At 73.8% G+C, this 25,992-nt stretch carries 25 protein-coding genes; 18 read left to right on the forward strand and 7 right to left on the reverse strand.

Going from position 1 to position 25,992, the window contains the following annotated elements:
* Nucleotides 1-33 precede the first annotated feature (33 nt).
* Together NHG27_RS02500 and NHG27_RS02505 are read right to left on the reverse strand one after the other, a co-directional pair.
* Nucleotides 34-966: an alpha/beta fold hydrolase gene (locus NHG27_RS02500; RefSeq protein WP_193718471.1), complete on the reverse strand. Its 933-nt coding sequence runs from the start codon at nt 964-966 to the stop codon at nt 34-36.
* Nucleotides 963-1,757 (reverse strand): winged helix-turn-helix transcriptional regulator, encoded by a 795-nt coding sequence (locus tag NHG27_RS02505; protein ID WP_193718472.1) that lies wholly within the window; start codon nt 1,755-1,757, stop codon nt 963-965. Before NHG27_RS02505 ends, NHG27_RS02500 begins: the two co-directional genes overlap by 4 nt.
* Before the next feature lie 219 nt (nt 1,758-1,976).
* On the opposite strand from NHG27_RS02505, the gene NHG27_RS02510 reads away from it, so the two are divergent.
* The 4 genes from NHG27_RS02510 (at nt 1,977) to NHG27_RS02525 (ending at nt 4,405) form a co-directional block, all read left to right on the forward strand.
* Nucleotides 1,977-2,711, forward strand: coding sequence for a hypothetical protein (locus NHG27_RS02510; RefSeq protein ID WP_193718473.1), 735 nt, complete (start codon nt 1,977-1,979; stop codon nt 2,709-2,711).
* A 63-nt stretch (nt 2,712-2,774) separates the two neighbouring features.
* Entirely contained in the window at nt 2,775-3,206 is a 432-nt protein-coding gene (locus NHG27_RS02515; RefSeq protein WP_497014628.1) for a thioredoxin family protein, read from the forward strand.
* 40 nt (nt 3,207-3,246) lie between these two features.
* On the forward strand, nt 3,247-3,705 hold the full coding sequence (locus tag NHG27_RS02520; RefSeq protein WP_193718475.1) for a DUF4395 domain-containing protein: 459 nt from the start codon (nt 3,247-3,249) through the stop codon (nt 3,703-3,705).
* A 28-nt stretch (nt 3,706-3,733) separates the two neighbouring features.
* The gene (locus NHG27_RS02525) at nt 3,734-4,405 is read left to right on the forward strand and encodes a pentapeptide repeat-containing protein (RefSeq protein ID WP_497014629.1); all 672 of its coding nucleotides are present in this window, start codon (nt 3,734-3,736) and stop codon (nt 4,403-4,405) included.
* Nucleotides 4,406-4,523: 118 nt separating this feature from the next.
* Here the strand turns inward: NHG27_RS02525 and NHG27_RS02530 are convergent, their stop codons facing one another.
* Entirely contained in the window at nt 4,524-4,934 is a 411-nt protein-coding gene (locus tag NHG27_RS02530; RefSeq protein ID WP_193718477.1) for a DsrE family protein, read from the reverse strand.
* 250 nt (nt 4,935-5,184) lie between these two features.
* On the opposite strand from NHG27_RS02530, the gene NHG27_RS02535 reads away from it, so the two are divergent.
* From NHG27_RS02535 to NHG27_RS02575, 9 genes are all read left to right on the forward strand, one after another.
* A complete protein-coding gene (locus tag NHG27_RS02535; RefSeq protein WP_193718478.1) occupies nt 5,185-5,805 on the forward strand; it encodes a heme-binding beta-barrel domain-containing protein in 621 nt (206 codons plus the stop codon).
* A gap of 84 nt (nt 5,806-5,889) precedes the next feature.
* Entirely contained in the window at nt 5,890-7,107 is a 1,218-nt protein-coding gene (gene ygfZ / locus NHG27_RS02540) for a CAF17-like 4Fe-4S cluster assembly/insertion protein YgfZ (RefSeq protein ID WP_497014630.1), read from the forward strand.
* Nucleotides 7,108-7,168: 61 nt separating this feature from the next.
* Entirely contained in the window at nt 7,169-8,320 is a 1,152-nt protein-coding gene (locus NHG27_RS02545; RefSeq protein ID WP_193718480.1) for an FUSC family protein, read from the forward strand.
* Nucleotides 8,321-8,495: 175 nt separating this feature from the next.
* Entirely contained in the window at nt 8,496-8,759 is a 264-nt protein-coding gene (locus tag NHG27_RS02550) for a type II toxin-antitoxin system Phd/YefM family antitoxin (protein ID WP_193718481.1), read from the forward strand.
* A 13-nt stretch (nt 8,760-8,772) separates the two neighbouring features.
* A complete protein-coding gene (locus tag NHG27_RS02555; RefSeq protein WP_193718482.1) occupies nt 8,773-9,198 on the forward strand; it encodes a type II toxin-antitoxin system VapC family toxin in 426 nt (141 codons plus the stop codon).
* Nucleotides 9,199-9,207: 9 nt separating this feature from the next.
* Nucleotides 9,208-9,555, forward strand: a complete 348-nt coding sequence (locus tag NHG27_RS02560) for a DUF2516 family protein (RefSeq protein ID WP_193718483.1) — start codon at nt 9,208-9,210, stop codon at nt 9,553-9,555.
* 5 nt (nt 9,556-9,560) lie between these two features.
* Nucleotides 9,561-10,559 carry an asparaginase gene (locus tag NHG27_RS02565; RefSeq protein ID WP_321575229.1) on the forward strand — a complete coding sequence of 333 codons (999 nt, stop codon included), beginning with the start codon at nt 9,561-9,563 and terminating at the stop codon, nt 10,557-10,559.
* Nucleotides 10,556-10,981 (forward strand): D-aminoacyl-tRNA deacylase, encoded by a 426-nt coding sequence (gene dtd / locus NHG27_RS02570; RefSeq protein ID WP_497014631.1) that lies wholly within the window; start codon nt 10,556-10,558, stop codon nt 10,979-10,981. Before NHG27_RS02565 ends, dtd begins: the two co-directional genes overlap by 4 nt.
* 270 nt (nt 10,982-11,251) lie before the next feature.
* Nucleotides 11,252-12,811 carry a glycosyl hydrolase family 18 protein gene (locus tag NHG27_RS02575; protein ID WP_321575230.1) on the forward strand — a complete coding sequence of 520 codons (1,560 nt, stop codon included), beginning with the start codon at nt 11,252-11,254 and terminating at the stop codon, nt 12,809-12,811.
* 129 nt (nt 12,812-12,940) lie between these two features.
* Here the strand turns inward: NHG27_RS02575 and NHG27_RS02580 are convergent, their stop codons facing one another.
* Nucleotides 12,941-13,951, reverse strand: a complete 1,011-nt coding sequence (locus NHG27_RS02580; RefSeq protein WP_497014632.1) for a CorA family divalent cation transporter — start codon at nt 13,949-13,951, stop codon at nt 12,941-12,943.
* On the reverse strand, nt 13,948-14,247 hold the full coding sequence (locus NHG27_RS02585) for a hypothetical protein (protein WP_193718487.1): 300 nt from the start codon (nt 14,245-14,247) through the stop codon (nt 13,948-13,950). Before NHG27_RS02585 ends, NHG27_RS02580 begins: the two co-directional genes overlap by 4 nt.
* Before the next feature lie 467 nt (nt 14,248-14,714).
* Between NHG27_RS02585 and NHG27_RS02590 the strand changes: the two genes are divergently transcribed.
* The 3 genes from NHG27_RS02590 to NHG27_RS02600 all read left to right on the forward strand — a co-directional run bounded on the left by NHG27_RS02590 (nt 14,715) and on the right by NHG27_RS02600 (nt 20,837).
* Nucleotides 14,715-17,738: a helix-turn-helix transcriptional regulator gene (locus NHG27_RS02590; RefSeq protein WP_497014633.1), complete on the forward strand. Its 3,024-nt coding sequence runs from the start codon at nt 14,715-14,717 to the stop codon at nt 17,736-17,738.
* Between the two features lie 275 nt (nt 17,739-18,013).
* Nucleotides 18,014-19,873, forward strand: coding sequence for a glycosyl hydrolase family 18 protein (locus NHG27_RS02595; protein WP_497014634.1), 1,860 nt, complete (start codon nt 18,014-18,016; stop codon nt 19,871-19,873).
* Between the two features lie 298 nt (nt 19,874-20,171).
* Nucleotides 20,172-20,837, forward strand: coding sequence for a hypothetical protein (locus NHG27_RS02600; RefSeq protein WP_497014635.1), 666 nt, complete (start codon nt 20,172-20,174; stop codon nt 20,835-20,837).
* Nucleotides 20,838-20,916: 79 nt separating this feature from the next.
* Here NHG27_RS02600 and NHG27_RS02605 read toward each other — a convergent pair whose 3' ends face one another.
* Together NHG27_RS02605 and NHG27_RS02610 are read right to left on the reverse strand one after the other, a co-directional pair.
* Entirely contained in the window at nt 20,917-21,645 is a 729-nt protein-coding gene (locus tag NHG27_RS02605) for a peptidase (RefSeq protein ID WP_497014636.1), read from the reverse strand.
* A gap of 177 nt (nt 21,646-21,822) precedes the next feature.
* Nucleotides 21,823-23,652, reverse strand: a complete 1,830-nt coding sequence (locus NHG27_RS02610; RefSeq protein WP_193718491.1) for a DUF4012 domain-containing protein — start codon at nt 23,650-23,652, stop codon at nt 21,823-21,825.
* A gap of 179 nt (nt 23,653-23,831) precedes the next feature.
* Here NHG27_RS02610 and NHG27_RS02615 point away from each other — a divergent pair, with 179 nt between their 5' ends.
* Together NHG27_RS02615 and NHG27_RS02620 are read left to right on the forward strand one after the other, a co-directional pair.
* Nucleotides 23,832-24,428, forward strand: coding sequence for an RNA polymerase sigma factor (locus NHG27_RS02615; RefSeq protein WP_321575232.1), 597 nt, complete (start codon nt 23,832-23,834; stop codon nt 24,426-24,428).
* Nucleotides 24,429-24,484: 56 nt separating this feature from the next.
* Nucleotides 24,485-25,954, forward strand: a complete 1,470-nt coding sequence (locus NHG27_RS02620) for a hypothetical protein (protein ID WP_497014637.1) — start codon at nt 24,485-24,487, stop codon at nt 25,952-25,954.
* The last annotated feature ends 38 nt before the right edge of the window (nt 25,955-25,992 follow it).

A 25,992-nucleotide genomic window follows, 5' to 3' on the forward strand; every position in this document is an offset into this window, starting at 1 on the left:
TCGCGCGGCCCGCGGCCACCGAGGGCGCCCGACTCAGCCCTTCGTGGTCGGCAACCACTCCAGCAGGAGCCGCGTGACGTCGTCGGGCGCCTCCTCCGGGAGGAAGTGCCCCACCCCGTCGAGGACCTCGAAGCGCAACGAGCGCGAGACGGCTGCCGCGTCCGCGTCGGTGAGGTCGCGACGCAGGAACCCGTCGTCCCCGCCGTGGACCTGGAGCGTCGGGACGCTGATCGGCCGGCGCAGCGCGCTGCGGAAGCGGCGCCCGTCGGGCCGGGGCGTGGAGCGCACGGACCAGCGGATGGCCTCCATCGCGGAGTGCGCAGCGAACGGGATGCGCATCACGGCCCGGTAGGTGTCCACGACGTCGGGCGCGAACGGTGTCGCGGCCCCGTCCGCGAGGACACGCCCGACGAGGTCGTCCCGCGTCAGGGCGCGCTCGGGGAGCGTCGGGAGCTGGGCGAACGCGAGGTGCCGCTGCGCGACCGGCGTGAGCAGCCGGCGACCCGACGCGTGCACGTGCGCCGGGTGCGGCGCGGCGAACGCCGCGACCCCCGCGGTCACCGCGGGCTGCAGCGCGGCCATGGCCCACGCGAGCCCACCGCCGGTCCCGTGCCCCACGACGACGGCGCGGTCCGCACCGAGCGAACGGACCACGCCCGCGATGTCGCGCGTGCGCGTCGGGGCGTCGTAGCCGATGGGCGGCTTGTCGGAGGCCCCCGTGCCGCGCAGGTCCATGGCCGCGACGCGGTAGCCCGCGTCGGCCAGGGCCTCGAGCTGGTGCCGCCACGCCCACCAGAACTGGGGGAACGAGTGCAGTAGGAGCACGAGCGGGGCGTGCGAGCCGCCGCCCCGCGGGTCGGGTCCGGCCAGCGCGAGGTGGAAGCGGGCGCCGTTGGCCGGCACGAACTCGTGCCGCCAGGGGCCGTCGACGAGGGCTGCGGAGAAATCGCTCGAGTCGGTCGTCACCCGGACGAACCTACCTGCTCGCTCGAGTCGGTGGGCGCGGTCGCCTCCGTGCCCTGGGCGCGGTCGGCCCCGTCACCCCCGGGAGCGTCGACCTCGGCAGGGGCCGCGGACCGGCGGTCCTTGGGCGGGTCGAACCGGTAGCCGACGTTGCGCACGGTGCCGATGAGCTGCTCGTGCTCGGGCCCCAGCTTGGCGCGCAGGCGCCGCACGTGGACGTCGACCGTACGCGTGCCCCCGTAGTAGTCGTAGCCCCAGACCTCCTGCAGGAGCTGGGCGCGCGTGAAGACCCGCCCGGGGTGCTGCACCAGGTACTTGAGGAGCTCGAACTCCTTGTACGTCAGGTCCAGAGGACGCCCGCGCAGCCGGGCCGTGTAGCCGCCCGCGTCGATCGCGAGCTCGCCCGCGGAGATCTCCTGCGGGGCCTCCTCCGCCCGGCCGTGCGCCGACCGCTCGATCACGAGCCGCAGCCGGGCCTCGACCTCGGCCGGGCCGGCGTGCTCGAGCAGCAGGTCCGCAGCCCCCCACTCGGCGGTGACGACCGTCAGGCCGCCCTCGGTCAGCACGAGCACCAGGGGCACGGTCAGCCCGGTGGCATGGAGCAGGCGACAGGTCGTGCGCGCGGCAGCGAGGTCGCGCCGGGCGTCGAGCAGGACGACGTCCGAGTCGGGCGCGTCGACGAGCGCCGACGGTTCCATGGGCAGCACCCGCAAGCGGTGCGACAGCAGTCCCAGCGCAGGCAGGATGTCGACGGACCCACCTGTCGCCGGTGTCAGGATCAACAGCTCTGCCACCGACGCACCTCCTCCCAGTGACCCCCGAGGAGGCCGGAATCATTACCGTAGCGCGTTGAACAGGGGTCAACGGGGTGACCAGGGCCTTTGCGCTGTTACAACCTTGTTTCGTGTTGGGCGTGCCGTGTCATCTGGGAGACTCGTGTTCGTGCTCAGCCTTCCCGGACCCGGTCTCGTCCTCGTCCTCCCGCAGCTCGCGCCGTCGGGGGAGTGTGCCTAGTGGGCCTCTCCTCGCGTGCCGTCGCCACGTCCGTGGTGGCCGTCGCCGTCGCCGCCGCCGCATTCTTCGGACATCTCCCCCTCACGATCGCGGCCGCCGCGCTCGCCATCCTGATCGCGGTCGGCTGGCCCGCGCTCCTGGGGCAGCCCGCACCGGGCGGGTCCGGGCTGGTGATCGGCCTGACCGGGGTCGGGGCGGTCGGGGCCGTCGCCGCGACCGAGGGGGAGCCCTCGCTGCGCAACCTGCCGCTCGTCCTCGCGATGGGCATCGTGCTGGCGTTCGTCGCCGAGATGCTGCGGCGCGACGGGCGTCCCCGGCTCGTCGAGTCCCTGCTGGGCACCGTGAGCGGGCTCGTCGTGGCGGTGTCGGCCGCGGGCTGGATCGCGGCCGACCGCTCCGACGCCGGGGTGGCCCTCGTCGTGACGTGCGCCGCGGCGCTCGCGGTCGCCTCGGCGGTCTCGGCGCTCCCGCTCGCCGGCTGGTGGAGCTCGATCCTGACGGTCGTCGCCGCGGCGGCGGCAGGCGGCGGGCTCGGCGTCCTGCTGCCCGACGTCGAGATCGGCAACGGGCTCTGGACGGGGGTGGTCTCGGGGATGCTGGTCGCGGGACTGCGCGCGCTGTTCGACCAGCTGCCGGCCCTCGAGCGCAGGCAGGCGGCGCTTGCTGCGATAGTGCTGCCCGTGACGGTCGGGGGGATCCTGGTCTTCGTGGTGGGGCGCGTGGTCGTGGGCTGAGCCGCCCGCACCCGCCGTGGGGCGGTTCCCGCCGCGGAGCCGTACGGAGGAGAGGTCGAGGCAATGGTCTGGCGCATCGTGGTCCTGGTCGTGCTGCTCGCCGCGAGCGTGGTGCTCGGGGTCTGGTGGCAGCGCCGGCAGGGCGTGGTCCGGGCAGGCCGCCCGGTCACCGAGGAGGCTGCGGTCGACTGGACCGCGCGGGGGATCGTGCTGGGTGAGCACCGGACGTTCGTGCAGTTCTCGAGCGAGTTCTGCTCGCCCTGCCGGCACACGGCGCGCGTGCTCGACGACGTCGTCGCTGCCCGCGCCGACGTGACGCATCGCGAGATGGACGTCGACGAGCACCACGATCTCGTGCGAACCTTCGGCATACTGCGCACTCCGACGGTCCTCGTCCTGGACCCGTCCGGTCGCGAGGTCGCTCGGATGAGCGGCAGCGTGAGCCGGGCCCAGGCGGTCGAGGCGCTCGACGTCCCTGCCGGGTCCGTCGCCTGAAACCGCTCGCCCTCCCGGGCGGGCCGACCGAGGAGCCGCCATGTCGCACGATCCGCACCCCACGAGCACGGCCCGGGGCATCGACCCGCGCGGGCCCCGGGTCGGCGCCGGGATCACGGCCCTGCTGCTCGCCGTGACGCTCCTCCTCGGGGCGTCCCAGGCCGGGTTGTGGGTGCTGACGTTCATCGCGCTGAGCTTCCTGCTGGGGGCGCTCCGCGGCGCCCAGGGCACCTGGCAGGGCTGGGTCTTCAAGACCCTCGTCCAGCGCAGGCTCGGCCCGACGGCGGAGCGTGAGGACCCGCGGCCGCCTCGCTTCGCGCAAGGGGTCGGGTTCGTCATCACCGGGGTGGGTGTGGTCCTGGGGTTCACGGTGTCGCTCGTGGCCGTGCCGGTCGCCGCGGGGCTGGCGCTCGTCGCGGCAGTGCTCAACGCGGCGTTCGGGCTGTGCCTGGGCTGCGAGATGTACCTGCTGATCCGGCGGTTCGCGCCTGCCCGGTGAGGCGCTCCCGCGGGCGTAGGGTCGTGCGGTGCCTGCTCAGACCGAGTCCTCGTCCACCGTCCCGCCGAGGATCAAGAGGCTGCGCGCCGGGGTCCGGTCGCCGGGCGGCGCCACGGAGGTCGGCGCGGAGGACCGGCGCCACGACGAGCGGTTCGAGGGCGGGGACCTCTCGCACGTCGACCTGTCGGACGTGACGTTCGAGCGCTGCGACCTCGTCGGGATCTCGTTGCACCAGGCCGACCTGCGGGCGGCGACGTTCAGCGAGTCGCGGCTCGAGCGGGTCGACGCTCCCGTCCTGAGCGCCCCGCGCTCGGTGTGGCACGACGTGGTCGTGGCCGGGTCGCGGATCGGTTCCGCCGAGCTCTACGAGGCGGGGTGGCGGTCGGTCGAGCTGGTCGACTGCAAGCTCGGCTACGTGAACCTCCGCGGTGCGACCATCCGTGACGTGCGGTTCACGCGGTGCAGCATCGAGGAGCTCGACCTGACGAACGCGCAGGCCACGCGTGTCGCGTTCGACGAGACGTCGGTCGACCACCTGGTGCTGGCGAGCGCTCGCCTCGCCCACACGGACCTGCGGGGGGCGGCGCTGCGGCGGGTCACGAACCTCGGCGGGCTCGCGGGGGCGACGCTGAGCACGGCTCAGGTCGTCGAGCTCGCGCCCCTCTTCGCGGCCGGGCTCGGCCTGCGGGTCGAGGACTGAGCGCCCGTCGAGGACCGAGCGCCCGGCGGCCCCGGGTCTCCGGCCCGCGCAACGTGAGCCGCTCGCACGACCGGTGCTCCGCCGTCGGGCAGCCTGCGCACGTCGTCGGACCCGCGCGTCAGTAGACGAGGGCCTGCGCGCCCGGGCGCAGCGCCTCCTCGACGAACACCGAGGCGCCCGCGATGCGCACCCCCGGCAGCAGGTCGGCCTCGGTGATGCCGCGCCGCACCGCGCACTGCGTGCAGACCGTGACCGTCCCGGCCGCGAGGACCACGTCGAGCAGGTCCGGCAGGGCCGTCGCGTGCTCGAGCTCGAGCTCGCCCGCGCGCCCCGGCAGGCCGAACCACGCCGACTCGCCCGTGAGCCACACGCTCACCTCGACCCCGGCCGCGACGGCGGCAGCCGCGACCGTGAAGGCCTGGTTGGTCGCCTCGGGGCGTTCGAGGCCCGCGGTCGACTTCACGACCAGCGAGCGGGAGGCGGGGGCCGGGACGGCCGTGGACTGCGGCGGGACGGGCTGGGTGGTCACGTGCGCGAGCCTAGAGGCCGGACGGTAGGATCGGCGACATGTCCACGCATGCACTCGAGCTCATCTTCCTGGGACTGCTGATCGCCGCGACCGTGACCATCACGTGGTTCGCCGGGTTCGTCGTCTACAAGCTGTACAAGGGTCAGCGCTGACCTGAGCGTCACGCCGGGCGCTCGCGCCCGGAGGGGCCGGCCCGGTCCCGCCCTTGTCGTCGTCACCGGTCCGCTGGGACCGTCGGAGGTACCACCTGATGGCTTTCGCGTTCCCCGAGGGGCTCGCCCCCGAGGCCTACCCGCTCGCGTGGCTCGTGGGCTCCTGGCGCGGCGAGGGAGTCATCGCCTACCCGGGGATCCCCGAGACCGCGTTCGTCCAGGACGTCGTGTTCGACCACGACGGCGGCCCGTACCTGCGCTACGAGTCGACGATCCGCGTCCTCGAGGCCGAGGTCCCGGAGACCGTGCCGGAGGCCTGGACCACCGACGACGCCGCCGAGCCGTCCGCTCACCCGTCGAGCGACCAGACCGAGCCGAGCAGCGAGGGCCACCTCGCGCCGGGCCGCATCTGGTCCACCGAGACGGGCTACTGGCGTGTCTCGCCCGAGCGCCCCGAGGGGCTGCCGGAGGACAAGTCCGCGATCGAGGTCATGATCGCGGACCCGTCGGGCCGCATGACCCTCTACCTGGGCGTGGTCGGCAACGGCCGGGTGGACCTGTCCAGCGACGCCATGGTGCGCACGTCCACCTCGGCCGAGGTGACGGCGTCGAACCGGCTCTACGGCAACGTCCAGGGCCAGCTCCTGTGGGTCTGGGAATTGGCGGCCTTCGGTCAACCGTTGCAGTCGTATGCGTCGGCGAAGCTGGACCGTCTCTAGGTCCTCCGACGTGCGAGTCCCGGCCGCCGCCGTCGCGCGGCCGGACGGACGTGCGCCCACCGGCGCCGAGGAGGTTGTTGCACCGTGACCGCTGGACCTGAGAACGCCACCCAGGACGGGGCCCCGTCCGCTGCTCGCACGAGCCCTCTGCTGTCGCGCCCCGGCGCGGTCGCGGGCTCGGGACCCGACGCGGGGGTCGCCTGGCACTACGGGGACCCGACGGGCGAGCAGCGCGCGCTCGAGTCGGGTGGCGCGGTCGTGGACCTCTCGCACCACGGCGTCGTGCGGGTCACCGGCCCCGACCGTCTCACGTGGCTCAACTCCATCACGTCCCAGAGCCTCCTGGGCCTCGCGCCGCGCACCTCGACCGAGCTGCTCGTCCTGAGCCCTCAGGGGCACGTCGAGCACGCGGCCGGCGTCGTGGACGACGGCGAGTCCACGTGGCTCGTGACCGAGGGCTCGCACGCCCCGACGCTCGCGGCGTGGCTCGACCGCATGAAGTTCGCGCTGCGCGTCGAGATCACCGACATGACCGACGAGATCGCGGTCCTGGGGGAACCCCGCGACGCCGAGGGCACCGAGGGCGAGCCCGTCACCTGGCGCGACCCGTGGCCGCGCACCGCACCCGGCGGCACGCGCTACGGCCCCGCGGACGACGAGCACCCCGGTGCCCACCGGCCGTGGCGTCTGGTCCTGGTGCCGCGGGCAGAGCTTCCCGACGCCGTCGCGTCCCGCGAGGCCGCCGGGTGGCGGCTCGCCGGGACCTGGGCCAGCGAGGCCCTGCGCGTCGAGGCCTGGCGCCCGCGCCTCGCGACCGAGGTGGACCACCGCTCCATCCCGCACGAGCTCGACTGGCTCCGGACCGCGGTCCACCTGCACAAGGGCTGCTACCGCGGCCAGGAGACCATCGCGCGCGTGCACAACATGGGCCGCCCGCCCCGTCGCCTCGTGATGCTCCACCTCGACGGGTCGGGGCACCTGCTCCCCGTCGCGGGGGCCGAGGTGCGGCTCCCGGGCGGAGCCCCCGGCCCGGACGGGGTCGCTCCCGCCGGTCGGCCCGTGGGCGTCGTCACGTCGGTCGCGCGACACCACGAGCTGGGCCCGATCGCGCTCGCCGTCCTCAAGCGCAGCGCCCCCGAGGACGTCGAGCTCGTGGTCGACTGCGACGGGGGAGCCGTGGCCGCGGCTCAGGAGGTCGTGGTCCCCGGCGAGGGGGTGTCGGTCGACCGGCCCGCGCCGCGCGGCCCGGTCGCACGCGGGATCACGCCCCGGGGCGCGGGTGCGCCCCAGAGCATGATCTAGAGCATGATCTGATGTGTCGTGCCGGGTGTCCGGCACGACGGGACGCGGTGAGCAGGAGCACATGACGCAGGCGCGGGAGTCCGCCGGGGGCACGGCGACCCCGGAACCGGGGGCGGTCGAGTCGGCCCGCAAGGCGTTCCGTCGGCTGCTGCTCCGGGCCAGGCTGCGGCAGGGGAGGTCCCGGGTGCGGGCGGCGTTCTGGCCCGTCATCCAGGCCTCGCTCGCGTCGGGCGTCGCGTACGGGATCGCGCACTACCTGTTCGGGCACCCGTACCCGTTCTTCGCGCCGGTCTCGGTGTGGATCTGCCTCGGGTTCAGCCTCGACCGGCAGGTGCGCAAGGTCGGCGAGCTCGCGATCGGCGTCGCGGTCGGCGTGGGGCTGGGCGACCTGATCGTCCACTTCATCGGCTCCGGGTGGTGGCAGGTCGCCGTCGTCCTCGCGACGTCGGCCCTGGTGGCCCGCTTCATCGACCGGGGGGCGCTGCTCGCGACCCAGGCCGGGGTGCAGGCCATCGTGATCGTGGGACTTCCCGCGACCCAGACGGGCGGCCCGGGGGGCCGCCTGGTCGACGCCCTCGTGGGTGGTGCGATCGCGCTGCTCGTCGCGACGCTCACGCCGGGCGACCCGCGCCGTCGGCCCCGTGCCCTGGGGGACGAGGGGACGACCGAGCTCGCCGAGACGCTCGAGCTCCTCGCCCGGGGCTTCCGCTCGGGCGACGTCGACGACCTCGACGCGGCGCTCGTGCGCGGGCGGGCGTCCGAGCCCGCGCTCGAGGAGTGGCAGGCGACCGCGACGAGCGCCCAGGAGCTGTCCCGGGTGAGCCCCGTGGGGCGCAAGCACCGTGCAGAGCTGGGGGTCATCGAGCGCCAGGCCCTCCTGGTCGACCGGGCCATGCGCAGCGTCCGCGTCCTCGCCCGGCGTGCGCGCCCCGTCGCCGGGGTCGACCACGACCTCCTGCCCGTCGCGGCGATCGTCGACAGGTTCGCCGCCGGGACGCGGGTGCTGGCGGAGGCGATCGGGGCGGGCCGCGACCCGGTGACGGCCCGCGAGATCCTGGCGGGCACCGCCGCGGCGGCCGACCCGCGGACCGTGGGGGCCGGCGACTGGCAGGTCCAGTCGCTCGTGATGCTGCTGCGGTCGCCGATCGTCGACATGCTCGAGGCCGCCGGGATGTCCCCGCAGGACGCGCGGGCGGCCCTGCACGAGCTCTGAGCCGGTCCCTCGCGCCCAGGGGGGCTCGCCGGGCGGGTGCCGGGCGGGTGCCGGGCGGGTGCCGGGCGGGCGGCTCGGGGGCGACGTCGGGCTCCGAGCGCGCTCCCAGCAGATCCGCAGGACTGGCACGCGTGGAGGTCTACGCATTCCGGGCGGGTGCCGGTACCTTCAGGGGATGGAGGTTTCCGTCAGCGCCCTGCGGGCCGAGCTGAAGTCGTGGATCGAGCGGGCGCGTGACGGGGAGGACGTGGTGATCACCGAGCGCGGCATCCCGGTCGCCCGGCTGAGCGCCGTCGGGAGCGCCGACCTGATCGCGTCGCTGACGCGGGACGGCCTGCTGACGCCGGCCTCCGAGGAACGGCCCGTGCACACCCCGCCCGCGCGCCCGGTCGCCAAGCAGTCGGCGATGTCCGGCCTCGTGCGCCGCATCCGACGCTGAGCCGGCGCACCCCGTGGCACTGGTCTACTTCGACGCGAGCGCGCTCGTGAAGCTGTGCGTCGCCGAGCCCGGCTCGGAGCTGGCGAGCGCCCTGTGGAACCGGGCGGACGTGGTCAGCACGAGCCGCCTGTCGGACACCGAGGTCCGTGCCGCCCTGGCGGCGGGCGAGCGGGCAGGGGTCCTCGACGCCGCGGAGCGGGTCCAGGCGCTCGCCACCTGGGAGCGGTTGTGGCCGGCGCTGCACCTGGTCGAGGTCTCGCCCGAGGTGCTGGACAGGGCGAGCGCCCTCGCCGGGGGCAACGGTCACTCGCTGCGGGGCGCGGACGCCGTGCACCTCGCGTCGGCCCTGGTGCTGCAGCACGAGGACGCGATCTTCGCGGTGTGGGACGAGCGGGTCGCGAGCGCGGCACGCGCGGAGTCGTTGCGCGTCCTGCCGTAGGCTCGTGTCGTGTTCGGAGCAGCCCAGACCCTCGTCTACCTCGTCCTCTTCCTCGCGGTGTTCGTCGCGCAGCTCGTCGCGCTCCTGGACGCCGCGAGCCGACCCAAGAACGCCTACACGGCCGAGGGGAAGCTGACCAAGACGATCTGGCTGCTCATCCTCGGGGTGTGTGCCGCGCTGGGCTTCATCGCCCTGCCGCCCATGGGGGCGAGCGTCGGCTTCCTCAACATCTTCGCGGTCGCGCCGGCCGTGATCTACCTGGTCGACGTGCGCCCGCGCCTCAAGCCGTACGGCCGCGGGTCGGGCGGCTCGGGTGGCGCGGGCGGGAACCGCGGCGGTCGGCCGGGCGGATGGTGACCTCGGTGCTGGACTCCGCCGGCCCGCTCGCCGAGGTCGTCCGGGGGGACCTGGTCGAGTCCGTGCACCTGGGGCACCTGGTGACGCTCGACGCGTCGGGGGCGGCGGACGTGGTCGTGGGCGACCCGTCGACCGTGATCTGGCCCCGCTCGTCGGTCAAGCCCTTCCAGGCCGTCGCGATGCTCCGCCACGGGTTGTCCCTGCCGCCCCGCCTCCTGGCGCTCGGTGCCGCGAGCCACAACGCCGAGGACTTCCACCTCGCGGGGGTGCGCGAGATCCTCGCGGGCGTCGGGCTCGACGAGTCCGCGCTGCGCAGCACGCCCGACATGCCGATCTACCCGCCTGCCGCGTTCGCGTGGCAGGAGCAGGGCAACGGCCCGGCGTCGATCACGCAGAACTGCTCGGGCAAGCACGCCGCGATGCTCGCGACGTGCGTCGCGGCCGGTTGGGACACCTCGACGTACCTCGAGCCGACGCACCCCCTCCAGGTCGCGATCCGCGAGACGCTGCTCGACCTCACGGGCGACGACGCGGCGGACCTCCGGGTCACGGTCGACGGCTGCGGCGCGCCGTTGTTCTCGACGACTTTGGTCGGCTTGGCGCGGGCGTTCGGCCGCCTGGCCGCCGCGCCGTCGGTCGCGCCCGGCTCGCCGGAGGCTCTCGTGGCGCGGGCGATGTCCTCGTTCCCGGAGATGGTGGGCGGGACGGGACGCGACGCGACCGAGGTCATGCAGGCCGTGCCGGGGCTCGTCGCCAAGGACGGCGCGGACGGCGTGTACGGTGCGGGGCTCCCGGACGGGAGGGCGCTCGCGTTCAAGGTCCTCGACGGCTCGCCGCGCCCGCGTCCCGCGGTGCTGGTCGCGGCGCTGGCGGCGCTCGGGGCGCAGGCCGTCCCAGGTGCCGACGGCGCCGCGCTCGACCGCGTCGGCCGTACCCCGGTCCTGGGCGGGGGAGAGCCCGTGGGCGAGGTGCGGGCCGTGCTCGGACCGGGCCGCACCGCATGAGGGCCGTCCTGCAGAGAGCGACGCGCGCGAGCGTGAGCGTGGGCGGCGAGGTCGTGGGCAGCATCGACCGGCCGGGCCTGGTAGCGCTCGTGGGCGTGACGCACGACGACGGCCCCGCGCAGGTCGAGCTGGTGGCGCGCAAGATCGCCGAGCTGCGGATCCTGCGTGACGAGCGCTCGGTGCTCGACGAGGGGGCACCGGTGCTCGTGGTCAGCCAGTTCACGCTCTACGCCGACACCAGGAAGGGCAGGCGGCCGTCCTGGAACGGTGCGGCACGGGGCGACATGGCGGAGCCTCTCGTCGCGGACGTGGTCGCGGCGCTGCGCGCGCGGGGCGTCGAGGTCGCGACGGGCGTGTTCGGTGCGGACATGCAGGTCGAGCTGGTGAACGACGGTCCGGTGACGATCCTCGTCGAGGCGTAGCGTTCGCGGGCTCGCAGGAAGGTACCGCTCGTAACGTTTCGAGCGGTACGTCGGACATCTACGGGAAATCCCTTATGTGAGCACTCCGAACCATGTGGACAACCCGTACATCTTTCGGCTGGATCCGTGGCTAGGTTCGAACTGCCCAGCATCTGGGGCTCCGGAACGGACCGGAGCCAGCAGCACGGAAGACGAAGAGGCCTCCCTTTGCACGCATCCCGCATCACTCCCTCGCACCCACGCCGCGGCCGCCGCGCCGCCGGTGCCGTGGTGACCGCGACGACCCTCGCCCTCGTGGGGTCCGGCCTGGTCGCAGCAGGCACTGCCACCGCCGCACCGGCCGCCGCTCCTGCGGTGGTCAGCCCCAACGGTGACAACGACATCAACGGGTACCGCAACGTCGGCTACTTCATGTCCTGGGCACCGGAGAACTACGGCTACACGGTCAAGGACTTCCAGGAGACCGGCCAGGCCGACCAGATCACGCACATCAACTACGCGTTCGGGAACATCCACCCGACCGACCTGACGTGCTTCATCTCCGACAAGGTCGGTACGCCCGAGCCGGGCGGGAACGACGGCGCCGGCGTCGCCGGTGCGGACTTCGTGGACGCGGTCAGCGCCGCGGACTCGATCGACGGCGTCGCGGACACCGCGGACCAGGCGCTCGCGGGCAACTTCAACCAGCTCCGCAAGCTCAAGGCGCAGAACCCCGACACCAAGGTCCTGGTGTCGATCGGCGGCTGGACCTGGTCCAAGTTCTTCTCGAAGGCTGCGGCGACGCCGGAGTCCCGCACCAAGCTCGTGTCGTCCTGCATCGACCTGTACCTCAAGGGCAACCTGCCGGTCATCGACGGGCGCGGCGGCCCCGGCGCGGCGGCGGGGATCTTCGACGGGATCGACATCGACTGGGAGTGGCCCGGCGCCCCTGACTGGTCGCAGCACCCCGAGAACATCATCGACCCGGTCAAGGACAAGGCGAACTTCACGGCGCTCCTCGCCGAGTTCCGCAAGCAGCTCGACGAGTACGGCGCGTCGCAGGGCGACGAGTACCTCCTCTCGTCCTACATCCCGGTGAACCCGACGGTCATCAACGCGGGCTGGGACGCCCCGGCGATCTTCGACTCGCTCGACTACGGCAACATCCAGGGCTACGACCTGCACGGCGGCTGGTCGCCGAACCTCGCGGGCCACCAGTCCAACCTGAAGGACGACCCCTCCTACTCGGGTGACATCTCGGTCGAGCAGGGCATCAACCTGTACCTGAGCCGCGGCGTCGACCCGCAGCAGATCACGCTGGGCATCCCGGCCTTCGGGCGCGGCTGGACCGGCGTCCAGGACGGCGGCACGGCGGGCGCCTGGCAGGCCGCCACCGGGGTCGCACCGGGCACGTTCGAGGCGGGCAACAAGCAGTACTTCGAGCTGCGTGACCTGGGCACCGAGTACTTCGACGAGGCGACGGGCTCCTCGTGGCGCTACGACGGCAACGAGTGGTGGAGCGTCGACACCCCGCGCGCGGTCGAGTACAAGGCGAAGTGGGTCGCGGAGAAGGGCCTCGGCGGCTCGATGTGGTGGGACCTCGCGGGCGACTACGAGGACGAGCTGGTCGGGACGGCGGCGGACGTCTACCGTGCGTCGAAGGCTGGTCCGGTCGACTCGGACGCCCCGGGCGGCTGCTACGCCGGCTGGAGCAAGGCGGGCACCTACACGGCCGGCCGTGTGGTCTCGTACCAGGGTGTCAACTACCAGGCCAACTGGTGGGTCCACACCAACGCACCGGGCACCGAGAAGTACTGGGGCCCGTGGCGGACGGTCGGCACCTGCGCCTGACCTGATGCGGTAGCGGCTCCGGCCCTGCGCACTCCCGACGCCGTCGGGACCACGACCTGCCTGTCGTGGTCCCGGCGGCGTCCGTGCGTCCGGGGGCCGACCTACCCCGGCGCGGACCGGCCTGGGGGCTCAGCGGAGCCAGCCGCGCCGCTTGATGTAGACGAGCGGGATGACCGCCGCGACGAGCGTCACGAGCACGACCCACGGGAACCCCAGCTCCCACTCGAGCTCGGGCATGCGCGTGAAGTTCATGCCGTAGAACGACGTGATGAGCGTCGGGGGCAGGAACACCGCGGTGATGATGGTGAACACCTTGACGATCTGGTTCTGCTTGACGTCGAGCGAGGTCATGATGGCCTGCTGGAGGTAGCGGACCTTGTCGTGCTCGAAGCTCGCGTGCTCCTTGACGCCGTCGACGTCCGCGATGAGGGTCTCGACGAGGCCCGCGAGCACCGGATCGGAGTCCGCGATCTCGCTGCGCAGGTGCCGGGCGGCCCGCGCGAGCGAGAGCTGGGACTCCTGCGTGCTGGAGACGATCTCCTCGGCCCGGTTCATGCGTGCGATGGTCCCCTGCATGTCGGTCACACCGATCTCCCGGCCGCGCCGGTCGTAGCCGAGTGTCGCCTCCTCGATCTGGTCGGACATGTCCTCGAGCAGGTCGCTCGCGTGGAGGATGACGCGTTCGGCGGCCTCGTTGAGGGCGTACAGCAGCGCGTACATCACGCCGTACGACGTGCTGATCAGGCGCGGTGTGCGCCGCATGCGGGCGATCGCCTTGTCGAAGATCGGGTAGTGCCGGGTGGGCTGCAGGGTCACGACACGCGCGGGCGACAGCGCGAACATGAGAGTTTCACGCTCGATGCTCTCGCCGCGCCGGTAGGTCGCCACGACGGGCAGGTACACGTGCTCGTCGGTCTCCCAGACCCGCCCCGACGCGAGCGCGAAGTCGACGCCCGCGTCGTGGGCGCGGGCGAGGGCGGCCGGGTCCTCGGCGGCGACCTGGAGCCAGCGTCCCCGGAGGGCCTGGGGGTCGAACCGGCCGTCGTGGGCGCCCGGGGTGGCCGCCGTCGTCGGGCGGTGCGCGGGGGAGGGCAGGGCGGCGCGAGGCGCCTCGACGACCGCGGGCGTCAGGCGCGTCACGGCGTCACCGTCAGGGGTGCGGCTGCGGGAACGGGCGGCACGCCCGACGGCGCCGTGTCGGAGGAGGAGGTCGTCGCGGCGGGCGCGGGGGCGGCGGCGTGCCCCGAGGCCAGCAGGTGCGTCCCGAGGAGTGCCGTGCAGATGAACAGGTAGAGGCCGATCGTGAAGGTGATCGACTGGCGCTCGAGGTCAGGGCGTCGAGGCGCGGCGGCGCCTGCCCGGTTCGTCCGGGTCGGTGTCGCCCTCTGGCGAGCGGGGGCGTGCAGGGTTGCACTGGGGTGGGTGGTCGTCGACATGGTGAGCCTTCCCGGCGCCGTGCTCTCGACGGTGCCGACCGGTCGCCGGGCGTCCCGTGGCGTGCGTGGGCACGAGGTCGGGGCGGGGCGAAGGGGGACGGTGCGATGGAGCGCACTGGCGACCGACCCGGAGGCCGTGGCGGGCTGACCGGAGGGTCAGCGGGCAGGGCGGAGGGGAGCGAGCGCGCAGTGCGGGGATCTATGACTGCTGCCGTCCGGCATCGCTCTCACCTCCTTCTCATCTGCTTCTGGTTCCGTGCTCGTCTGAGGTGCCGAGAACTCTCGGCAGTGATGACGCACGGAACGAGGTCACCCTAGACCTGGTGGAAGGCCCCGGCAAACCGCCTCCACGGCGACGCCGCCGAAGATACTTACGGGTAACAGGACAGGATGCCCGCCTTTACGTCGGGTTGTTAACATTCCTGAGAGTCGTCCGGCCATCGTTGCCCCGGACGGGAGGGTCTGACATGCCAGCCAGCCAGCAAGACGTCCTGACCTCGGATCAGGTGCGCACGTCCCGCACGTCCACCGAGCACCGGCCCGAGCGCCTCTCGTCCCGACGCGCCGAGATCGACCTCGCGCTCGCAGCGGTCGCCGACGGCCGCGGAGCGTTCGTCTGGACCGGCGAGCCCGGCATGGGGGCGAGCACCACGCTCGAGCTCGTCCACGAGGCGCTCCACGAGTCGCCAGGACCGCACCCGCCCCTCGTCCTGCGGGTCGCGCAGGCGGTCGGTCTGCAGCGGTCGGGGGCCGCGGTGCGCTCGCTCGTGACCCAGGTCGCCCAGGTGACGGGGCACGCCGTGCCGAACCGCCTCGTCCGGCCCCTCGACGTCGCCGACCCGGAGTACGGCTACCTCCCGGAGGTGGGGGCCGTCGCGCTCGCCGAGTACCTCGACGAGGCCGTGCCCGACCGCACGGTCGTCCTCCTCGCCGACGACCTCCACCTGGTCGACGAGATCAGCCGCGCCGTGATCGTGGGCCTGGTCGCCCAGCGTCGCGCCTCCCTCGTGCTCCTCGCGACCGCGGTGCCCGACGGGTTCGACCGGCCGCTGCCCTACCCGATCGAGGTCCGGGAGCTGACGCCCCTGGGCCCGGCGGAGGCGCTGCACCTCCTGCTGGTCGAGGAACGGCTGGCGGTCGCGCCCCACGTCGCGTCGCGCCTCGCCCAGAACCTCGCGGGCAACGCGGCCGCGATCTCCCAGACGGCGCGGCTGCTGTCCGCGGAGCAGCTCGCGGGCACCGCGATCCTGCCCGACCCCCTGCCACCCGTCCCCGCGGTCCGTGCCCTGCTGGGCGACCGGCTCGACGACCTCGCCCCCGAGGAGCTCCGCGCCCTGCTCGTGGCCGCGGTGGCCGTGGTCGAACGGACCGACGTCCTGCTGGCCGCGTCCGGCCTGAGCATCGAGGAGGTGCTCGACGGCCCGCTCGCGGGGCAGCTCTCCCTGGTCTCGGGCCGCTTCGCGTTCACCGACCCGAGGGTGCGCTCCCTCGTCCACGGCGACGCCCGCCTCGCGGACCGGACCGCCGCGCACCTGCGCCTGGCGACCGTGCACACCGCCGCCGGCGAGGAGGACATCGCCACCTGGCACACCGCCCTCGCGACCCTCGCGGGCGACCCGACGCTCGCGCCGGGCCTCGTTTCCCTCGCCCGCCGCCTGCTCGAACGGGGCGACGTGGTGTGGGCCCACGAGGTGGCGCGCGAGGCCGCGAGCCAGGCGACCGCGGCCGAGCGCGGGGAGGCGTACGTGCTGGCCGGGACCGCGGCGCTGCAGTCGGGCCACGTCCACGACGCCGCGGACTGGCTGCGCCGCGCCGCGCGCTGCGAGGGAGGCGTGAGCCCCGCCCGCATCCTGGGCCCGCTCGTCGTCGCGCTCACGCACGTCCAGGGCCAGGTGCCCGACGACGTCATCGCCCCCTTCCTGGCGCTCGCGGACAACGACGACGCGTGCACGTGCTGCGTGGACCGTGAGGGGCGCCCGCGCGACGCCGCCGGGGGCTGCGAGATCGGCGACGTCGTCACGGGCCTCACGAGCGCGGCCACGCTGCACGCCGAGCGGGGTGACGGCGTCGCCGCCTCGCAGGCGTTCGACGCGGCGAAGCGGCTGGCGCGCCGGTGCACGCAGGGGGTGGGCGGACTCGAGGTGGTCCGGTCGTGGCTCGCCAACTACGGGGTGGGGGAGCGCGGGAAGGAGGTGAGCCTGCCCGGCTCGGGCCTCTCCCCGGAGCGCGAGGCCTACGCCCAGGTCAGCCGGGCGATCTCCCTGGCCGACGAGGACGCCCTCGACGTCGCCGGGCAGGCGCTCGCGAGCGCTGTCGCGAACCTCGCGCCGGTCCGCAACGGCGGCCGCTGGTTCGACGCCCCGTCCGGGGCCGTGACGCCCTACGTCGAGGCGCACCTGCGTCTGGCCCAGGTGCTCGTGCACTTCTGGGCGGGGAACATCACCAAGGCGCGCCGCGAGCTCGAGGAGGCGGCGTTCCGCCTGCCCGTCGGCCTGCCGTTCGCGGGGACCGGGGTCGCGGTCGCCCGCCGCCTCGACATGGCGGTCCACGGCAGCGTCGGGACGGTCGCCACCGCGCTCGAGGAGACCTGCTCGTGCCCGACGTCGCGGCCGGTCCGCCTCGGCCTCCTCGTGGACCGGGCCATCGGTGCGTCGTTCGCCCGCCACCACACGCAGGCCGCCACGCTCCTGGAGCTGGCCGCCGAGACGGACCGTCGCGACTGCGCCCACATGCTGCACCTGCCCGGGATGGACGACGTCGAGGCCTGGGTGCTCGCCGGGCGCCCCGACGCGGCGGAGCGCGCGCTCGCGCGGCGGCGTGTCGAGGCCAAGGACCTGTCGCCGGCGAACCGTGTTGCGACCCTGGCGCGCGCGGAGATCGCGCTGGCGCGTCCGGAGGACGCCGTCGCGCTGCGCGACGCGGTCGCGTCCGCAGGTCGGGGGATCGCGTCGCCGTTCGAGCACGGGCGCACCGAGCTCTGCCTGGGCCGTGCGCTGACCCGCTGGGGAGACCTTCCCGCGGCTCACGAGCACCTGCTCTCCGCGGTCGAGCTCCTCACGCAGTCGGGTGCCTGGGCGTGGGCCCGGCAGGCGCAGGAGGAGCTCGCGGCCGTCCTCGCGCACCTGGGGGTGCTCGACGCGCCGGCAGCCAGCGCCGAGCACCCGCCCGTCGGGACCACCGGCGGCGGGGGCGCCGCCGCGCACGTGGTCGCGCCGGCGTCGGGCACGGGGAGGCCGCGCCTCGCCGCACGCGAGTCCGACGTGTCCGACGACGCGCTCGACGAGCTGCGCGCCCGCTGGGCCGACGAGCTCACCGAACGCGAGCTGGACGTGGCGCTGCTGGTCGTCCAGGGGGGATCCAACCGGGAGGCGGCGGACCAGCTCTACCTGTCGGTGCGCACCGTCGAGGTGCACCTCGGGCGCGTCTTCCGCAAGCTCGGCGTGCGGTCGCGGGTCGAGCTCGCAGTCCTCGCGCACCGCGTCGGACGCTAGGCGGGAGGACGTGCCGACGCTGGGTCGACCCCGTAGGCCCAGGGTCGGCGCGTAGGGGGTTACACCTACACGCCCGTGTGTATGTACGCGAGGTGAACAATGTGGGAAACGCTGATTCACGAGGGCACGGTCGCTCCCTAGGGTCGAGGTGTTCCTGGGCAACGACGTCCGGGTCACCGGGCCCACGGCCCCCAGCCAAGTGAGGCAGACACATGCGACTGAGAACTCCACGAGGACGCGCGAGGAAGGTGGCCGCGGGACTGACCGTCGCTGCCATGCTCGCGACGTCCCTGGTCGCCGGCACCGTCGCCGCGACCGCGACCCCCCTCCCCGCAGCCACCACGACCGCCGAGTCCGGCGACAGCGCGATCAACGGCTACCGCAACGTCGCCTACTTCACCCAGTGGGGTGTCTACGGGCGCGACTTCAAGATGAAGGAGCTCCAGGACTCCGGCGCCGCCGCCGACCTGACGCACCTCAACTACGCGTTCGGCAACATCCACCACCAGACGCTCACGTGCTTCGAGGCCAACAAGGCGCAGGGCACCGGCCCCAACGGGTCGGACGGCGCGGGCGACGCGTGGGCCGACTACGGCATGGGCTACACGGCCGCCAACTCGGTCGCGGGCGTGGCGGACGCCTGGGACCAGCCGCTCGCCGGCTCGTTCAACCAGATCAAGCAGCTCAAGGCCAAGAACCCCCAGATCAGAGCCATGCTGTCGATCGGCGGCTGGACCTGGTCCAAGAACTTCTCGAAGGCCGCCGCGACCGATGCGAGCCGCAAGAAGCTCGTGTCGTCCTGCATCGACCTGTACCTCAAGGGCAACCTGCCCGTCGTCGACGGTCGGGGCGGACCCGGCGCGGCGGCAGGGGTGTTCGACGGCTTCGACATCGACTGGGAGTGGCCCGGCTCGAACAACGGCGAGGTCGGCAACATCGTCGACGTCGCGAACGACAAGGCCAACTTCAAGGCGCTCCTCAAGGAGTTCCGCACCCAGCTCGACGCCTACGGTGCCACCACGGGCAAGAAGTACCAGCTCAGCGCGTTCCTGCCCGCGAACCCCGACGACATCGCGTCGGGCGGCTGGAACGACCCCGAGAACTACCAGTACCTCGACTTCGGGAACATCCAGGGCTACGACCTGCACGGCGCCTGGAACAAGACCCTCACGGGGCACCAGGGCAACCTGTACGACGACCCGACCGACACGCGCCCCGCGAACCGCCGGTACAGCGTCGACAAGGCGGTCAAGGCCTACCTCGACGCGGGAGTCCCCGCCAAGCAGCTCACCATGGGCCTCGCGATGTACGGGCGAGGCTGGAAGGGCGCGACGTCGTCGGCTCCCTGGGGCGTCGCGACCGACGCCGGACCCGGCACGTGGGAGGCCGGCAACGAGGACTACGACAAGCTGAAGAACCTCGGCACGGGCTACTTCGACCCGGTAGCCGTCGCCTCGTGGCGCCACGACGGCAACCAGTGGTGGAGCTTCGACGACCCCAGGTCCGTCGCGGTCAAGGGCGACTACATCGCCGCCAAGAAGCTCGGAGGGGCCATGTGGTGGGACCTGACGGGCAACCAGGACGGCTCGCTGCTCAAGGGGCTCGCGACGAAGTTCCGTGCGGTGCCCGCGGGGCCGGTGACCGGTGACCCGACGGGCGGCGGTGGCACGACCGGTGGCACGACCGGTGGGACGACCGGCGGCACGACCGGTGGGACCACGGGTGGCACGACAGGTGGGACCGGGACGGAGTGCGCCGCCGCGTGGACCGCGACGGGCGTCTACTCGGGCGGGGCGACGGTCTCCTACAACGGCAAGAACTACAAGGCCAAGTGGTGGACCCAGAACGAGACGCCCGGCACGGCCGGTGGACCCTGGGAGCTCGTCGCCGCCTGCGGCACCGGCGGCACGACCGGCGGCACGACCGGCGGGACGACCGGCGGGACGACCGGCGGGACGACCGGCGGGACCACGGGTGGGACCTGCACGGCCCCTGCCTGGTCGGCCTCGACCGTCTACAACGGCGGGGCTCAGGTCTCGTACAACGGCCAGAAGTACACCGCCAAGTGGTGGACGCAGAACAGCGTCCCCGGGGCCGAGCAGTACGGCCCGTGGCAGGCGCTCGGCGCCTGCTGAGAGCCGAGCCGGGGGGCGGGTTCCCCGCCCTGCCCCCCGGCTCGCTCCCCACGACCCCCGCCGAGGGCCGACGCCGAACGAGGCTCGGTCACCGGTGGGCACCATGTCGGGTACGGGATATCCCGTACCTCGTCGGGAAGGATGTGGGAACCCCTCATCACCCTTTCCGGCAGCCATCAGTAGCGTGAAATCGTCCGAGGCCCCGGCATGACCTTCCCAGTGGGTCATGCCGGGGCCGACCTACATGAGTGAGGCAGTACCCGTGCACAAGCACCGTGTGATCCATTCTTCGGCCGCCGTGGCAACAGCATCCCCGCAGGCCCGACGGCGTCGCGCTGGTCGTGCGGGCATGCTCCCGTTCGTCGGGCTCGTCCTGGGCGTGGGACTCCTCGCCTCGGCCTGCTCCGGTGGCGCAGCGACGGACAAGGGCACCGCGGAGACCGACCCCTCCGGCTCGGGCCCGGCGGCCTCCGACACGCACGACGAGCACGAGGGTCAGCACACCAACACCGTGGACGTCGGCCCGCTGGCCCTGTTCGCCGCGGACTACTGGTCCGTCGTCGAGCCGTCCGAGGGCGTGACGCAGGTGCGGGCGGGCGGGTGCCCCGAGGCCGAGGCGTGCCCGACGTTCGAGATCCTCAACGGCGAGGCGGCCGCGGCGGTCGACGCGACCGAGGCGTACGTCCCCGAGGGTGCGTTCTGCCCGGGCACCGGCAGGCTCACGGTGGGGTCGTCGAAGGAGACCAGCAAGCTGGACGTCGAGATCGACGAGCAGCCTGCGACCTTGACCCGGTTCGAGCTGAGCTGTGTCGACGAGTCGGGCGCGGAGCAGATGACCGTCGAGCAGATGCAGTGGTTCGTGCCGGACTCGCCCAACGGTCCGACGCTCATCGCCGACCGCTGGGCCTTCGAGGGCCTCGAGCAGCGGCTCTACGCTGCGACCTGGACGACCGCGGCAGCCTGACGGGACCTGTCGGACGCACGACGAGGGCCCTCGGTGATCCGATCACCGAGGGCCCTCGTCGTGCGTCGTGCAGGGTGTGTCAGGCGTTGCTCTTGCGGCCGCGGCGGGCGACCAGGACCAGGCCACCGCCGACCAGCAGGAGCGCTGCCCCGACACCGACGATGGTGCCGACGGTGGCACCGGTCGCCGCGAGACCGCCTTCGGAGCCGGAGGTGTCGGCGACGTTCGAGACCTTCGAGACGTCGCCGCCGGGGGTCGTCGGCGTGCCGGGGGGGGTCGTCGGCGTGCCGGGGGGGTTCGTGCTGCAGTTGGGGCTCGACGGCGGGTAGTCCACCGAGACCGTCATCTCGGGGTTGACCTGGAACAGCACCTCGACGGACGGGCGCACCCAGCCGAAGTCGCCGCCCTCGACCCACTCGCCGTCCTCGAACACCCAGCCCGGCCAGCCCGTGGGCTCGCCGGCGGCGTTCACGGTGGCCCCGGGCCACAGGACCCGACCGGAGAGAGGCAGCCCGGCCTGGACGACGTCGTCGCCCGTCGGGTTGAGCCAGGTGATCGTGACGGTCTCGTTCGGGGTGCCGGTCACGGCGACGTCGTACACGAGGTAGGGCACGTCACCGTCGCACACGGGCTGGAGCACCGTGAGGTCGATCGTGGGAGGCGGCGTCGGGGAGACGTACCCGTCGGTCGCGGAGGGGTCGGGAGTCTCGACCGAGGCGGTGGCCGTGGGGGCGACGAGAGCTGTCGCACCGAGGAGCCCTGCGACGAGCGCCCCCCGCGCCCAGAGTGCGGTCCTTGAAGTGCTCATGGCGTCACCAGTCTGTTCGTGGCGGTCGTTGAAAGGATGGGTCGAAGCCCCGGCGCGCCGCCGTACCGTCACAGGACCCTGGCTTTTGAGGGTAGCGACTATCGGTCAGGAAGTGGACGGTTGTCCGGGTGAAAAGGAGGGGGTCGGCAATTGTTATCCGGCCGTGATTTCCGACATTCACCCGCAAGCCGGGACCTCGATGGTCGCGAGGCCTCCCTGGCTGAGCGTCGGGGTCGTCCACAGGTCGAACCACCGGGTGCCCGACGCGCCCTCTCCGTCGTCGCTCGTGACCGTGAACGTCACGCTCGTGGCCTGCCCCGGCGCGAGCTCGCGCGGCAGGGTGGCGACGGCGCGTTCCTGGATCTCGACGACCTCGCTGCCCGTCAGGGCCCCGTCGGCCGTCACGTCGACGACCCGGCCCCCGCGGGGCGGGTAGAGGAACAGGTCGGTGCGGACGTTCCCCGGCGGGGTCCCGGAGATCCCTCCGCCGGTCACGTACCAGGGCAGGTCGGTCGCGGCGTCGGCGGGAGCCGTGGACGTGAGGTCCACGCGGAACGTGTCCGCGCGCCCTGACGCCGTGCACTCGCTCGACACGTGCTCGACCGCCGTGTCCAGGTAGTAGCCCATCTTTCCTGCGGTCGCGTCGTTGAAGAAGACGCCGACGGTGTCCGCAGCGCGGTCGGAGGCCCCGATGTCGCCCGAGACCACGGTGTCGGCCAGCCGGGCCTGCTCGTCCGCGTGGCTCGACCACACGAGCGACCGGTGCTCGCTCGAGCTGCGCTGGACCGCGCTGAGCAGGCTCTGCGGGTCCGTGTCCCCCGACAGCGCGGAGGTGAGGACCGCGGCCGCGACGTCCGCGAAGAACGCGTCGGTCTCGGGGCCGGGCTCGAGCTCCGTGTAGGCGTCGGAGAGGAGCGTGTCGACGGCGTTCGACGCGTCGATCGTCGTCCCCGCGACCTCGACGGGACCCGTGGCCTCGAGCAGGTAGGACAGCGCGACCGGGTCGAGGGTCAGGACCCCGTCGACCGCCTGCCCGGTGGCCTCCTCCCACATCGCCGCGGCCAGGGGCGCGGCCGTGGGGAAGTCGGGCGTGTACACGGTGTCCTGGACGTAGACGGCCATGTTCGTGCCGAAGAGCTCCTGGTCGGCCGGCGCCAGGGGGGCGATGCCCTCCGGGAACGGGCCGACGTCCTGCGTCGAGGCCTGGTCGAGCAGCGCGATGTGCCCGGCGTCGGTGCCGATCAGGGCGAACGCACCGGGGATCCCCCCGGGCGCGCGGAGCTCGGCCGTGTTGAGCGCCATGACGAGGTACGTCCGCGGGCCGTCGGCGCCGAGCATCGCGGGCAGGAGCGTCGTCGCGCGGTCTGCGGTCGACACCAGCCCCTCGAGGGTCCAGACCTTGTCCTGGAGGTCGGAGACCGGTCCGGCGAGCACCCCCTGGAGCGTGGACACGTCGATGCCGCCGACCCGGTCGACGACGTCCGACATGGTGCCGGCCGCGACGGACACCTCGGGGGCTGCGGCCGTGAGGGGAGCGAGGTCGACGGTCCCGCCCTGGACCTGGATCCCGCCCTCGGAGACGAGCGCCGCCGCCTGGGTGAGGGGCGGCAGGACGTCGTGCGTGATCTCGTCGACCGCCCACGCCGCCGTCGAGAAGGCGCTGGCGTCCGCACCGACGAACGGCAGGCGGCCGGCGACCCACCAGAGCGGGCCGTCCGTGTGGCCCCGGGCGTCGGCCGTGAGGGGCTGGACCTCGGCCAGCGCGGCCTCCGCGGCGGCGCCGTCACCGGTGCGCAGCGCCTCCTCGACCGCGGGCAGCCGGTCGATCGCGTCGGTCAGCGAGGAGCGGGCGGCGAGCGCGTCCCGCACGAGGAGCCCTGCGCACACCAGGATCGCGACCAGCAGCAGGAACAGCACGAGCACCACCCGTCCGGCCCGGCGTCCTGCGCGACGACCGCCGCGGGAGGCGGGGGGCGTCGTCGGGCCTGCGTCGTCGGTGGCGCTCATGGCAACAGGGTAGAGGCAGTCGATGCGCGGCCGGGGCGACGTCCCGGACCGCCGGGTGGCGGCCCCCGGTGACCTGGCCGGCCCGCACCCGGACGCACGGGCGGGGCGAAGGGTGCAAGGATCGGGGTGGCCAGGACACAGGGAGGTAGACGATGCCGGCGATCCCACCTGGAGCCTCAGTGACGCCCCCGCCCCGCGACGACGCCTGGTTCGAGGCGCTCTTCACCACGCACACGACCGCCGTCTACCGCTACTTCCGCCGCAGGCTCCCGGCGGGCTCGGGAGGCGCCGGCCCGGACACCGAGGACCTCACCGCAGAGGTCTTCGCGACCGCCTGGCGCCGCCGGGAGGACGTCCCCGAGGGGGCCGAGCTGCCCTGGCTCTACCGCACCGCGGGTTTCGTCCTCGCCAACCACCGGCGCAAGATGCGCCCGGTGCTCGTCGCGGACGTGCCCGAGGAGGCGGACGACGTCGACCCGCAGGCCCTCGCGCTGACCGACGACCACGTGCGCCGCGTGCTCGGGGTGCTCACCCCGCGCGACCGGCGCATCCTGCTCCTCAACGCCTGGGACGGGCTGACGGGCGACCAGCTCGCCGGGGTGCTCGGGGTGAGCAGGGGAGGCGCCGACGCCGCGCTGTCCCGGGCCCGGTCCCGGCTGCGGGACGCCTGGGCCGCGCAGTCGAGGGCCGGCGACACCGGCGAGGTGCCCGTCGCGACGGTCCGCGCCCGCACGGCGGCGCCGGCGTCGCGTCCCGTGCAAGAGGCCGGTCACTGACGACACAGACGGGGTAGAGGATCCGGGCCCCCGGATCGACGAGCTGGAGGCTCCCGATGAGCACCGACGACCAGGCCCCCGGAACACCCCCTGACGAGACGGGGGACGAGGCGTACCACCGGGTCCGCGACGCCGATCCGGCGGCGACCGCGACCCCCGACCTCTCGGCGATCGCGGCCAAGGACGCGACCGTGCGCGCGCACCTGGGCGAGGCGGTCCCCCCGGTCACGGGCTCCCCGGGCGAGCAGGACCCCGCGACCGGTGCGACGGCGTCGGGCGAGGACGCCGAGGAGGTCGACGAGCTGGCCGTCCGCCGCGAGCGCAGGCGGCGCCGCGTGCCGCTGGTCGGCGCCGTCGCCGCGGGTGTCGCGGGCGTGCTCGCGTTCGGGGTCGGCGGGTACGCGCTCGGGAACGCCGGCGGAACGTCGGGAGGAGCGTCGGCCGCGGTCGCGGACGCGCCCATCTCCCTCCAGGAGCGCGCCGCGGGCGACCAGTCGGCGCCGGCCGCGCCCGAGGGGGCGTCGTCGTCGGCCGCCGACGCCAGGATGTCCGGGCTCGCCGGGTTCGGGGGCCGGACCGTGTTCCGGTCGTCGAGGCTCGGGACGGAGGGGGCCTCTGCGCCCGCGTGGGCGTACGACGCCGCGGGCACGTTCTCGGCCGGGACGACGGCGAAGGTGGCGGCGGCGCTCGGCGTCGCGGGGGAGCCGCGGCAGGAGTACGGCGCATGGGTCGTCGGGGCGAACGACGGGCAGGGGCCCACCGTGAGCCTCCAGCCCGACGGGACGACGAGCGTCTCGTTCAACGACCCCGGCAAGGACCCGTGGGCGTGCTCGGTCGTCGTGACCCCTGAGAGCGGCTCGGCGACCACCGAGGAGATGATCGATCCCCAGGCGGGGTGCGGTCAGCCGGACCTCGGCCCCGCGCCGTCCGCGGACGCCGCGATCTCGGCGAGCAAGGACGTGCTCGGCTCGCTCGACCTGGATCCCGCGGGCTTCGAGTACACGACCGAGTCGTACGACACCGAGGGCAAGGTCCTCGCGGTGACCGCGTCCCAGGTGGTCGACGGGCAGCGGACCGGGGTCGTGTGGAGCCTGACGTACTCGGGGGCGGGGTTGTCGTCGCTCTACGGTTCGCTCGCGCCGACCGTGTCCGTGGGCGACTACGCCGTGGTGAGTCCCAGCGCGGCCGTGGAGCGGCTCGGGGACCCGCGGTTCGGGAGCCCGGGCTTCGTCGCGTACGCCCGCCCCGCGGGAACGGCGACGACGCTCGAGGGGTTCGCGACGGAGGTCGCCCCGGCCGAGCCCGAGGTGCCGACGGTGCCACCGACGGCTGGTGAGGGGGCGGCGGTCTCGTGGCCCGTGGCCGAGGTGACCATCACGTCGGCCCGTCTCGGCTGGGCCGTGCACTACCAGGCCGACGGCGGCGCCCTGCTCGTGCCGTCGTACGAGCTGAGCGACGCCGAGGGCAACGTGTGGTCGGTCGTCGCGGTGGTCGACGACCGGCTGGACTTCTCCCCGGCGGGCTGAGCGTCGGGGCGGGGCCGGGCGGCGCGAGAGCGTCGGCC

The organism is Oerskovia sp. 140933, from assembly GCF_059651515.1.